The sequence below is a fragment of the Occultella kanbiaonis genome, from assembly GCF_009708215.1.
GTDB lineage: Bacteria > Actinomycetota > Actinomycetes > Actinomycetales > Beutenbergiaceae > Occultella > Occultella kanbiaonis.
In genome coordinates this window covers 3,662,722-3,673,978 of the sequence record NZ_CP046175.1, presented here as the reverse complement: position 1 = coordinate 3,673,978, position 11,257 = coordinate 3,662,722, and the positions used below count along the sequence as shown (strand labels likewise).

Here is an 11,257-nt window from a genome sequence, read left to right as displayed (position 1 = left end):
ATAGTCACCGAAGTTGGCATCGTAGCGGTCCGAGCCGGGCCACTACGCCGTCATCGAGCGAGCGTGGTACGCAGGCGCGCGTCAGGCGCCCTTGCGTCGCCGTCCGGCGGCCGGGTCCAGCGGTGGCAGCGGCTTGCTCCAGAGCCAGGACGTGAAGAACTCCGCCAGGTCCACCCCGGCGCGCTCCTGGGCGAGGTCCGTGAACATCTGCGTGGTCACGCCGCCGTGCCGGTGGGTGGTGGCCCAGGCGTGCAGCAGGCCGAAGAACTGTTCGTCGCCGATCCGCAGCCGCAGCGCATGCAGGGCGAGCGCGCCGCGCTTGTAGATCCGGTCGTCGAACATCAGTTCCGGGCCCGGGTCGGCGAGCACCACGTCCTGGTCAAGGGCGGCCAGCCGCTTGGCCTGCCGGGCTGCATGCTCGCCGGCGCTCGGGCCGCCACCGGCCTCCGACCACAGCCACTCGCTGTAGCAGGCGAAGCCCTCGTGCAGCCAGATGTCGCTCCAGTGCCGCAGCGTGAGGCTGTTCCCGAACCACTGGTGCGACATCTCGTGGGCGACGAGCCGCTGGGTCTCCCAGTCGGTGCTCAGGTGGTTCGCTCCGAAGATCGACAGGCCCTGCGCTTCGAGCGGGATCTCCAGGTCGTCCGGGGTGACCACCACGGCGTAGCCGCTTGCGAACGGGTACGGGCCGTAGAGCCTCTCGAACAGCGTCATCATCTCGCGCTGGCGACCGAAGGTCGCCCTGACCTTGCCGTTCGACCCGGCGGGTTGCGCCACCCGCAGAGCCGGGGACCCGCCGTCGTCGGCGATCGTGTACCGCCCGATCTGCACGGTCGCCAGATACGTCGCCATGGGCTCGGGCTGGTCGAACGTCCAGGTGGTGCGGCTGGAGCGGCGCCGGCTGCCGGTGAACGCGCCGTTGGCGACCACCAGATACTCGTTCGGAACGGTCACCGCGATCGCGTAGCTCGCCTTGTCCGAGGGCCGGTCGTTGCAGGGGAACCACGACGGCGCGCCGTGCGGCTGGGAGGCGACGATCGCCCCGTCCTCGAGCTCCTCGAAGCCGGCCTCGCCGTCGATGCCGGGCACGGTCTCCGGTGGGCCGTCGTAGTGCACGGTCACCGTGAAGGCGGCGCCCGCCGTGATCTGCTCGCGCGGCTTGATGACGAGCCGGCCGGACCGGTGTGAGTACTTCGCGTTCGCCCCGTCCAGGCGGACCTTCGTGACCCGCAGGGCGTGCAGGTCGAGCGCGAACCTGGTCAGGTCCGTCTCGGCGACGGCACTGATGGCCGCTGTGCCGGTGAGCTGGTGCACGCCCGGGCGGTAGTCGATCTCCAGCTCGTACCGGTGCACCGAGTAGGAGGTGTCGCCGTGGCCCGGGACGTAGCGGTCGGCCCCTGCCGGCGCGCTCATCGGGCCGACGGCACGGGTTCGTCCGCGTCATCGTCGACCCACGGTCCGATCGGGTTGCCGATCCAGCGGGTCTTGTCCGGCACCGACTCGCCGCGCATCACCAAAGACATCGGTCCCACGGTAGCGTGCCGGCCGAGCGTCGCCGACGGCAGGATCACGCTGTGGGTGCCGAGCGTGGCGCCCACCCTGAGCGTGACCTGTTCGAGGGAGAGCACCCGGTCGTGGAACAGGTGGGTCTGCACCACGCAGCCGGGGTTCACGGTGACCCCGTCACGGAGCTCGACCAGGTCCATCTCGGGCAGCCAGTAGCTCTCACACCAGACGCCGCGGCCCACCTTCGCCCCGAGCAGGCGCAGCCACACGTTCAGCACCGGCGTGCCGAGCGTCGCGCGGGCGAACCAGGGCGCCGCGACCACCTCGGTGAACGTGTCGGCGAGCTCGTTGCGCCACACGAACGTGCTCCACAGCGGGTGGTCGCCGACCCGTACCTTTCCGATCAGGAGCCACTTGGCGCCCACGGTGACGCCGGCCGCCACAGCGCCGCCGACGATCAGCACCAGCCCGGTCGTGAGCACCGGCAGCCACCACGCGACCATCGCGAGGGCCTGCACGGCGACCACCACACCGAGCCCGATCGCGGCCGCCACCATCACCGGGATCACCCGGCACGCCTCCACCAGGGCACGGGCCACGCGCAGCCGCGTCGGCGGGGCGTAGGTGCGTTCCTCGCCACCCTCGGCCGCGGAGCGACGCAGCCTGGTGGGCGGGCTGCCCAACCAGGACGTGCCGGACTTGGCCTTGGTGCGCCGTGGCGCGGCGGACAGCACCGCGACCAGACCGCGCTTGGGGACCTTCCGGCCGGGCGCCGTCATCCCGGAGTTACCGACGAACGCGCGCTTGCCGATCTTCACGTGTTCCGCGCGCAGCCAGCCCCCGCCGAGCTCGTAACCGCCGAGCAGCGTGTCGTCGGCGAGGAACGCGCCGTCGGCCACGGTGGTCAGCGAGGGGACCAGCAGCACCGTGGAGGCCTCGACGTCCTTGCCGATGCGTGCGCCGAGCAGCCGCAGCCAGGTGGGCGTGAGCCAGCTCGCGTACAGCGGGAACAGCCAGGTGCGGGCCTCGTCCAAGACGCGCAGCGTGCTCCAGACCTGCCAGGCGATCCGGCCGTGGACCGGGTGCGGCCCCGGCTGCAGCCGGATCGAGAACGCCCGAACGGTGACCAGCACCAGCAACGCCAGCGCGAACCCGCCGACGACTGTGGCCGGCGGCAGCCACGCGAGCGCTCCGAGCGCGGCCTCGCCGAGGGACTGCGAACCCCGCACGGCCGGCGCGATGACCGCGATCGCGGCACCGACGGCGAGCACGGGCATCGCGGAGAGTAGGACCGCGGTGAGCCCGTACGCGAACTGCCAGCCGCGGTGCCGAGGGGGCTGCTGGTCCTCCCACGGCCCGCGAGCCTTGCGGCGGCGGGTGGCGGGGGAGCCGGACCACTCCTCGCCGGCGGGGACCTCGCCGGAGACGAGCGAACCCGCGCCGATCTCCGCGCCGGCACCGACCACGGACCCGGGCAGGACCATGCTGCGGGCACCGATCCTGGCCCTCGGCCCGACCTCGATCCGGCCGACGTACAGGGTGTGCCCATCCAGCCAGTACCCGTTCAGGTCCACCTCGGCCTCGACCGAGGCCTCCGTGCGGAGCGTGAGCATCCCGGTGATCGGGGGGATGGTGTGCAGGTCAACCCCACGTTCGACCGTGGCGCCGAGGGTCCGGGCGTACCAGGTCATCAGCGGGGCGCCGGAGAGGTTGAGCACGCCGATCTCCTCGGCCACCCGTTCGGCGAGCCAGAGCCGCAGGTGCACCTTGCCGCCGCGGGGATGGGTGCCCGGCGTCACTCCACGCAGGATGATCCGGGCGAGCGCGGCGGTGAGCAGGACCCGTCCGGGCGGGGTCAGGAACAGCAACCAGCCGGCCAGTACCCACCACCAGGACAGCGTCGGCAGCCACGCCAGATCGAGGGCGGCCGCGGCGAGGTTGTTCGCGGCGGATATCCAGGTGAGCCAGCGCATCCCGCCGAGGGTGCGCAGGGCGAACGTGGCGAACACCTGACCGATCTGGGTCTTCAGCGGGACCGGGTGCACCGGTTCGTTCGTGCGCCCGGTGGGTGCGGCGAGGGCGTCCAGGTACGCGGCCAGCGAGGCGATCGTCGGCTGCTCGTAGACGTCCGCGACAGTCGCCTCGGGGTACCGCTCGCGCAGCCGCGCGACGAGTTGCGCGGCGGTGAGGCTGGCGCCACCGAGGTCGAAGAAGTCGTCGGCCGGCCCGGCGGCGTCGACGGCGAGGATGTCCGCCCACAGCTCGGCGACCCACGCGGCGGTGCCGGTCAGGGGCGACGGTCGGGTCGCCGTCGACGCCGCGGTGGGCACCGGCCACGGCAGGGCGTCCCGGTCGATCTTGCCGGAGGTGCGGGTGGGCAGGGTGTCCACCGGGGCGAGCCGCGGCACCAGCGCCGCGGGCATGCTCTCGCGGAGCCGGGCCACGGCCGCCGTGGCGTCGAACCCGGGGTCGACGGTGAGGTAGCCGACGAGCAACTGGTTCCCGGAGGACGTCTTGCGCACGGCGGCCGCGGCGCCGTTCACCCCGGGCAGGTCCATCAGCGCGGAGTCGATCTCGCCGAGCTCGATGCGCCGACCGCCGAGTTTGATCTGGTCGTCGATGCGGCCCGCGAACAGCAGGCCCGCCTCCTCGTAGCGGACCAGGTCACCGCTGCGGTAGGCCCGGTCCCACCCGAGGGAGGGCATCGGGGCGTACTTCTCCGCATCCTTGGCCGGGTCGAGGTAGCGGGCCAGGCCGACCCCACCGATGATCAGCTCCCCGGTGCCGCCCGGTGGCACCGGCATCCCCTGGTCGTCGACCACGGCGAGGTCCCAGCCCGCCAGCGGCAGCCCGATCCGGACCGGCGGCTCGCCGGTGAGCCGCGCAGCACAGGAGACCACGGTCGCCTCCGTGGGGCCATAGGTGTTCCACACCTCGCGGGTGGCGCTCGCGTACCGGGCCCCGAGCTCCGGCGGGCAGGCCTCGCCGCCGACGATGAGCAGGCGGACGTCGTCGAGAGCCTGCGGCGGCCACAGTGAGACCAATGTGGGCACGGTGGACACGACCGTGATCCGGTTCGCCACCAGCCAGGGGCCGAGGTCCATGCCGCTGCGGACCAGGGACCGGGGCGCGGGCACCAGGCAGGCGCCGTACCGCCAGGCGAGCCACATCTCCTCGCAGGAGGCGTCGAAGGCGACGGACAGCCCGGCCATGACCCGGTCGCCCAGTCGAAGCGGGTCGGACTGCAGGAACAGTTCCGCCTCGGCGTCCACGAAGGCTGCGGCGCTGCGGTGTGAGACGGCCACGCCCTTCGGGGTGCCGGTGGATCCGGACGTGAAGATGATCCAGGCGTCGTCGGTCAGGCTCGGACCGCCGGTATCGATGCTGCCGGCGGTCCCGGCGCTACCGTCGGCGTCAACGGTGCTTTCGTCCTGCCGGTGCGACGTGACGACCAGATCGTCGCCGAGCACGGCCGCCACGGCAGCCTCGCCGAAGACGGTCCGGGCGCGTTCCTCCGGATCGTCGACGTCCACCGGCACGTAGGCGGCCCCGGCGAACAGGATCCCAAGGATCGCCGTGTACAGGTCGGTGGTGCCGGACGTGATCCGCACGCCCACGCGGTCCCCGCGCGCCACACCGGCGTCCGCGAGGACCGCAGCGAGCGTCTCGGCGGCCTCGTTGAGGTCGGCGTAGGTGAGCATCTCGACGCCGTTGTCGATCGCGGGTGCCTCCGGGTACCTGCTCACGACGTCGGTGAAGATGTCCACCAGCGTCCGTGGTTCGGGCGCCAGATCGGCGGCGCGCATGCTCAAGTCAGGGTCCAGGACGACATACCCTGATTATCGGCCATCGACGTGAACGACGGGTGAACCTGCGCCGGTCACGTGCGGCTCAGCGTGCGCTGATGCACCCCTCGAGGTGGTCGTCGACGTACCCGAGTGCCTGCATCGCCGCGTAGGCGGTGGTGGGACCGACGAAGCGGAAGCCACGCCGCTTGAGCTCCTTCGCCAACGCCTTCGACTCCGGGGTGCTCGCCGGCACCTGGTCGAACCCCGGCACCCGCCGCTCCCGGGCTGGCGGCCGGTGCGCCTCGAACACGTCCGCCAGCCGCTCGCCGCGCTCGTGCAGGTCCAGCAGCGCACGGGCGTTCGCGATGGTCGAGTCGATCTTCGCCCGGTTCCGCACGATGCCGACATCGGCCATCAGCCGGGCGACGTCGTCCTCGTCGAACGCCGCGACGACGGCGGGATCGAACCCGGCGAACGCGGCCCGGAACCCCTCCCGCTTGCGCAGGATCGTGATCCAGGCGAGCCCGGACTGGAACGCCTCGAGGCTCATCCTCTCGAACAGCTCGCTCTCATCAGGGCTGCTCGACGGCGGCACTCCCCACTCGTGGTCGTGGTAGGCCTCGTAGAGGGGATCGCCAGTCCCGAAACAGCGGAACGTCTCCATGGGCGAGATCGTAGACGCGCCCTGGGACATCGCCGCCTGCCTTGGCGCAGGATGGTGCCGTGAGCACCTACGAGACCCCGTCGCCCGAAGCCACCCTCGCCGCGCTGCGGAGCCTGCGCCAGTCCCGCCGGTTCCTCCCGGACCCGATCGCCCGCGACGACCTCGAACGGCTGCTCGAGGTCGCCCGCTGGACCGGCAGCGCGAAGAACACGCAGCCCTGGCATCTGGTCGTCGTGACCGACCCCGAGATCAATGCCGCGCTCGCCGGGGCCGGCGCGTTCACCGCCTTCCTGTCCGGTGTGGCCGCCTCGATCGTGGTCGCGCTCAAGGGCGAGAGCCGATCGGTCGCCTACGACGACGGCCGCCTCCAGGAGCGTGTCATGCTCGCCGCCGGAGCCCTCGGGATCGGCAGCGGGACCGCGTGGTTCGGCACCCCGGAGAGCCGGCAGCAGGTCCGTGACCTCCTCGGCATCCCCGACGACCTCGAGCCCTGGTCCGCGATCGGGCTCGGCTACACCGACACCACCCAGGCGCAGGCCTCGCCCAGCCTGTCCGGCCGCAAGTCGATCTCGGAGATCGTCAGCTGGGAGCGCTACGGCGCCTGACGGCGAGGATGCCACCGAGCCGCGTTCCCCTGACCCGAGATGCGGGTCGGGTGGGCTGCGATCGACGTTTCGGGTCAGTGGAGTAGCAGAGGCGCGCGTTCCACTGACGCGAGATGCGGGTCCCGTGCGGCTCGATCGACGTTTCAGTCAGGGGAGTGCCGGCGCGTGGATCACGCGCCGTGCAGGACGGCCCCCGTCACCTCGAGCAGGCGCACCCGCAGCGCGTCCGAACGCTCCGCGAACGCCCGTTGTGCCGCCACGTACGTCGCCTTGCCCGCCGCCGTCTCGATCGGCACCGGTTCGTAGCCCCAGCCGGTCAGGTCGTACGGCGAGGCGCGCATGTCCAGCTCGCGGATGTCCCGCGCCAGCTCGAACGTGTCCAGCAGCAGCGCACCGGGCACCACCGGGCCGAGTTTCGTGGCCCATTTGAACACGTCCATCCCGGCGTGCAGACAGGCCGGCTGCTCGCGGGCCGGCTGGTCGGCGCGGGAGAGCGGCTCGGCATTGCGGCCGACCGCCTCGGGCGTGAAGAACCGGTAGGCGTCGAAGTGGGTGCACCGCAGCTGATGGGACTCGACCACCGCATCCGTGCCCCCGGCTCCCAGTCGCAACGGGGTGCTGCGGTGGCGCACCTGGGCGGGGTCCTGGCGGTACACCATGGCCCACTCGTGAAGTCCGAAGCAGCCGAACTGGCCGGGCCGGGACCGCGTCGCGCCGAGCAGGTCGTGGACGTAGACCACGGTGTCGCGGCGCTGTTCGAGGTAGGCCGCGACATCGACGACGACGGAATCCGGCACCCGCCCGCGGGTGTACCAGCGAGCGCCCGCCCGCTCCGGCGCGTCCAGCAGCGTCACCCCGACGCCGGGGTGCCAGCGCCGTAGCTGCGCCGGCTTGGTCGGGTAGTACGTGAACAGGAAGTCCTGCACCGGGTGTGCCTCGTGACGGGACCGCCGACGGCGGTGCTCGGCCGTGTAGTCATCGGCCCGCCGGGCGTGGCTCGCCTCGAGCGCGCGCCACCGTAGCGGTGCCAGGGTGGTCGCCGCCGGATTCGTCGCCGGTGTCGGTGCGGTCGCGATCGGGGCGGTCATCGCGGCGGGGGAGCGGGCGGGTAGGTCGGCACCGGCGGCGGACCTGACGGCGGCTGCTGGCCCGACGGCGAAGGTCCGGTCGGTCCTGCCGGTGCGGCAGGTGCCGGCTGGGACTGATGCGCGTGCTGCGGTGGGGCGGCTTGGCCGTACTGCGGTGTGGCGGCTTGCCCGGATCGCGGCTGGACCGGATACCCATACTGCGGTTGGGCGGGCTGTCCCGGCAGCGGCGGCGCGCCGAAGTGCGGCGCCTGGAACTGCTGTGCCTGACCGTACGGACCAGCGGCGGCCGGACCGCCCGGGCCGGGCGGACCGTACGGCCCACCCACCGGGACCTGGGTGTAGGCGGGTTGTCCTCCCGGGCCACCCGGACCGGTCGGGGCACCGGACCACGCCGGGGCACCCGGGCCTGCCGGCGGCCACTGCTGGTGCGCCTGGGGCTGCCTCGGCCGGATCATCCGGTTGATCAGTCGTTCCAGCGGCCCGCGCCCGAGGGTCAGCTGCCAGACCGTGGCGAACACGAAGGTGCCGAGGATCAGAGCGATCAGCGGCCAGTTCGACTGCGGGTACCAGACGGCGTCGTCGCCGAGGATCCGGATGTAGACGATGTGCAGGCTGTAGACGGTCAGGGACATCGCGCCGGTCGCCGAGATGGGCGTGAGCAACACCCGGAGCACCTTCACCTGGGTCGTCACGAGCAGGCACAGGCCCAGCACGACCAGGCCGACGCCGATGTTGCCGGCCATCTCGAACGTGGTGCCCGAGTGCGCCTCGACGCTGGTCAGGCTCGCGGCCAGCCCGTTCTGGTCGTCCAGGCCGGACCACAGGACGTACCCGGCGCCGTAGCCGACCGCGGCCGCCGACACACCGGCGCAGATGAGCGCGACCTGGACCTTGATCCGCTGCATCGGCAGCCGGCCCACGCCCAGGCCCACCAGCAGGTACGCGGTCCAGCTCAGCGCTGGGTAGTACCCGGTGAGCAGCTCACCGATCGGCGGGAAGTCGAAGCGCGGCTCGGTGCTGGAGAACAGCGCCCACCGGGTCAGCAGCACGACCTGCGGCATGACCAGCACGGCGGCGCCCGCCCAGGCGAACACCGCCGTCGGGCGTAGGCGCAGGAACGGCAGCGCGAACAGGAACAGGAACGCGTAGGAGGGCAGGATCACCGCCACCGGGGTGAGCAGGAACGTCAGGAACCAGCCGAACACGAACAGGATCGCGGAGCGTTTGATGATGCGGGTGCGCTGCACCCGCAGTTCCACGAGGTCGTCGGGGTAACCGCGACGGGTCATGAACGCCAGCCCGACTCCGGCCAGCAGCGCGAACAGCGCCGAAGGGCGGCCGTCCGCGACGAAGAACCAACCCGTCGGGGTGAAGAAGCCGACGTGCTGCTCCATGCCCAGGTGCGCGACGAACATGCCGAGCACGGCCAGGCCACGCGCGGTGTCCACTCCCACGATTCGGTTCACCCGCTCAGGCTAACGAACGCGCCGTCCCCCTGACCGGGCCGGACGGGCAGATCGCCCCTAAACTCGGTCCATGGAGCGCGTCGACACCTACACCCACGGGCATCACGAGAGCGTGTTGCGGTCACACCGGTGGCGCACGGCTGAGAACTCCGCCGGATACCTCCTCCCGTACCTCGAGGAGGGCAACGACGTGCTCGACGTCGGCTGCGGCCCCGGGACCATCACGGTCGGGCTGGCCAAGCACGTCCGCCCGGGCCGGGTGCTCGGCGTCGACCGTGCGACCGACGTCCTCATGAAGGCCTCCGAGCTCGCCGAGGCCAGCGACGTGGACAACGTCCTCTTCGAGCAGGCCGACGTGTACAACCTGCCGTACGCGCGCGGAGCGTTCGACGTGGTCCACGCCCACCAGGTGCTGCAGCACCTGAGCGACCCGATCGCCGCCCTGAAGGAGATGGCACGGGTGACCCGCCACGGCGGCCTGATCGCGGTCCGTGACGCCGACTACGCCGCGATGTCCTGGTACCCCGCGAACGCCGGGCTGGACCGGTGGCAGGAGCTCTACCACCAGGTCACCGAGAAGAACAACGCCGAAGCCGATGCCGGACGGCGGCTGCTCGCCTGGGCGCGCGAGGCCGGTTTCGAGGACATCACCGCCACGTCCGGGACGTGGACCTACGCCGACGACGACTCGCGCACGTGGTGGTCGAACCTGTGGGCGGACCGGCTCGAGCAGTCCTCGCTCGGCCGGCAGATCCTCACCGGCGGGTTCGGCACCGAGACCGAGATCACCGAGGTGGCGCAGGCCTGGCGGGACTGGGGCCAGGAGGAGGACGGCTGGTTCGTGGTGGTGCATGGGGAGCTGATCATCCGAATGTGAGGGAGCCCGCGGTGGGCGCGGCGATCGAACGGGCCCACCCGGCACTAGGTTTGCGAGTATGCAGATCGCGCGCTTCACCACTGGAGACGACCCGCACTACGCCATCGTGGAGGGCTCGGACCTCGTGGTCCTCACCGGTGACCCGCTCTACACCCCGCTCACCCCCACCGGGCAACGGGTTCCGATCGAGACCACCCGGCTGCTCGCGCCGGTGATCCCACGCTCGAAGGTGGTGGCGTTCGGGCGCAACTACGCCGAGCACGCCGCCGAACTCGGCAACGAGGTCCCCGAACTGCCGCTCGTCTTCATCAAGCCGAACACCACCGTGGTGGGTCCGGACGACCCGATCGTGCTGCCCGCCTACTCCCAGGACGTGCACCACGAGGCCGAGCTGGCCGTGGTGATCTCCCGGATCTGCAAGGACCTGCCGGCCGAGCGCGCGAACGAGGTCATCCTCGGCTACACCGCCGCCAACGACGTGACGGCCCGGGACGTGCAACGGTCCGACAAGACCTGGACCCGCGGCAAGATGTTCGACACCTCGTGCCCGCTCGGGCCGGTCCTGGTCACCGACCTCGACGTCTCCGACCTGCGGATCCAGGCCCGAGTCGACGGCGAGGTCCGCCAGGACGGCTCGACCGCGCAGATGATCCACTCCGTGCCGGACCTGATCGCCTACGCCTCGACCCTGTTCACGCTGCTGCCGGGCGACGTCATCCTCACCGGCACCCCGGCCGGGGTCGGCCCGATCCGCGAGGGTCAGCGCGTCGAGGTGGAGATCGAGGGGATCGGTGTCCTCGGCAACCCCGTGGTGCGGCGCTAGGACCCGCTACCCTCGCCAGCATGGGCGTCATGATCATGGTCCACCGGGTCCCCGAGGGGATCGAGGACCCGTACACGCAGATGTTGTACGACGATGCCGGCGAGTACCTGCCGATGGGCGAGCCGGACGCGCTCGCGGGCGCACTCAACGAGGCGCTCGCGGCCACCGGAGCCGAGGGTTTCATCGACGAGGGCACCGGCGTGCTCCTACCGCACGGCGTCGACAGTGTCAGCTTCACGACGCACGAGGGTCAGGTCCGGATGATCTTCGTCAACGGGCCGACGGGCGAGGTGTTCGATGCCCTTGCCGCCGTCGGCGCACCAGACTGGGCCGTCCTCGACGCCGGAACGGGCGAGCGCTACAACTGACGCCGACGGTGGGTCTGGTCGTTCGCCGATGGTGCTGAGCCGGCTGCCGGCACAGCACTAGGCTGGGCGCCA

Annotated in this window: 9 protein-coding genes; 4 read left to right on the top strand and 5 right to left on the bottom strand. The window is 71.6% G+C overall.

Annotated elements, in window-relative coordinates; translation table 11 throughout:
* Positions 1-81: 81 nt before the first annotated feature.
* From GKS42_RS16940 to GKS42_RS16930, 3 genes are all read right to left on the bottom strand, one after another.
* Complete coding sequence (locus tag GKS42_RS16940) at positions 82-1,413, bottom strand: M1 family metallopeptidase (RefSeq protein ID WP_154794893.1); 1,332 nt, start codon at positions 1,411-1,413, stop codon at positions 82-84.
* The gene (locus GKS42_RS16935) at positions 1,410-5,312 is read right to left on the bottom strand and encodes a Pls/PosA family non-ribosomal peptide synthetase (RefSeq protein ID WP_154794892.1); all 3,903 of its coding nucleotides are present in this window, start codon (positions 5,310-5,312) and stop codon (positions 1,410-1,412) included. The genes GKS42_RS16940 and GKS42_RS16935 overlap by 4 nt, the downstream gene beginning before the upstream one ends.
* Positions 5,313-5,397: 85 nt before the next feature.
* The gene (locus tag GKS42_RS16930; protein WP_154794891.1) at positions 5,398-5,958 is read right to left on the bottom strand and encodes a DNA-3-methyladenine glycosylase I; all 561 of its coding nucleotides are present in this window, start codon (positions 5,956-5,958) and stop codon (positions 5,398-5,400) included.
* A 59-nt stretch (positions 5,959-6,017) separates the two neighbouring features.
* Between GKS42_RS16930 and GKS42_RS16925 the strand changes: the two genes are divergently transcribed.
* Positions 6,018-6,563, top strand: a complete 546-nt coding sequence (locus GKS42_RS16925) for a nitroreductase family protein (protein WP_168217878.1) — start codon at positions 6,018-6,020, stop codon at positions 6,561-6,563.
* A gap of 170 nt (positions 6,564-6,733) precedes the next feature.
* Here GKS42_RS16925 and GKS42_RS16920 read toward each other — a convergent pair whose 3' ends face one another.
* Positions 6,734-7,651: a 3-methyladenine DNA glycosylase gene (locus tag GKS42_RS16920; RefSeq protein WP_232847712.1), complete on the bottom strand. Its 918-nt coding sequence runs from the start codon at positions 7,649-7,651 to the stop codon at positions 6,734-6,736.
* Positions 7,648-9,117 carry a heparan-alpha-glucosaminide N-acetyltransferase domain-containing protein gene (locus GKS42_RS16915; protein WP_154794889.1) on the bottom strand — a complete coding sequence of 490 codons (1,470 nt, stop codon included), beginning with the start codon at positions 9,115-9,117 and terminating at the stop codon, positions 7,648-7,650. The genes GKS42_RS16920 and GKS42_RS16915 overlap by 4 nt, the downstream gene beginning before the upstream one ends.
* A 70-nt stretch (positions 9,118-9,187) precedes the next feature.
* Here GKS42_RS16915 and GKS42_RS16910 point away from each other — a divergent pair, with 70 nt between their 5' ends.
* Genes GKS42_RS16910 through GKS42_RS16900 form a run of 3 tightly spaced genes read left to right on the top strand, consistent with a single transcriptional unit; the run spans position 9,188 to position 11,185 of the window.
* Positions 9,188-9,994, top strand: a complete 807-nt coding sequence (locus tag GKS42_RS16910) for a methyltransferase domain-containing protein (RefSeq protein WP_154794888.1) — start codon at positions 9,188-9,190, stop codon at positions 9,992-9,994.
* A gap of 58 nt (positions 9,995-10,052) precedes the next feature.
* Positions 10,053-10,817 carry a fumarylacetoacetate hydrolase family protein gene (locus GKS42_RS16905; RefSeq protein ID WP_154794887.1) on the top strand — a complete coding sequence of 255 codons (765 nt, stop codon included), beginning with the start codon at positions 10,053-10,055 and terminating at the stop codon, positions 10,815-10,817.
* 20 nt (positions 10,818-10,837) lie between these two features.
* Positions 10,838-11,185 carry a hypothetical protein gene (locus tag GKS42_RS16900; protein ID WP_154794886.1) on the top strand — a complete coding sequence of 116 codons (348 nt, stop codon included), beginning with the start codon at positions 10,838-10,840 and terminating at the stop codon, positions 11,183-11,185.
* The last annotated feature ends 72 nt before the right edge of the window (positions 11,186-11,257 follow it).

Coding starts and splice junctions, on each gene's coding strand:
- GKS42_RS16940 (WP_154794893.1), bottom strand. CDS start 1,413: ATGAGCGCGCCGGCAGGGGCCGACCGCTACGTCCCGGGCCACGGCGAC.
- GKS42_RS16935 (WP_154794892.1), bottom strand. CDS start 5,312: ATGCGCGCCGCCGATCTGGCGCCCGAACCACGGACGCTGGTGGACATC.
- GKS42_RS16930 (WP_154794891.1), bottom strand. CDS start 5,958: ATGGAGACGTTCCGCTGTTTCGGGACTGGCGATCCCCTCTACGAGGCC.
- GKS42_RS16920 (WP_232847712.1), bottom strand. CDS start 7,651: ATGACCGCCCCGATCGCGACCGCACCGACACCGGCGACGAATCCGGCG.
- GKS42_RS16910 (WP_154794888.1), top strand. CDS start 9,188: ATGGAGCGCGTCGACACCTACACCCACGGGCATCACGAGAGCGTGTTG.
- GKS42_RS16905 (WP_154794887.1), top strand. CDS start 10,053: ATGCAGATCGCGCGCTTCACCACTGGAGACGACCCGCACTACGCCATC.
- GKS42_RS16900 (WP_154794886.1), top strand. CDS start 10,838: ATGGGCGTCATGATCATGGTCCACCGGGTCCCCGAGGGGATCGAGGAC.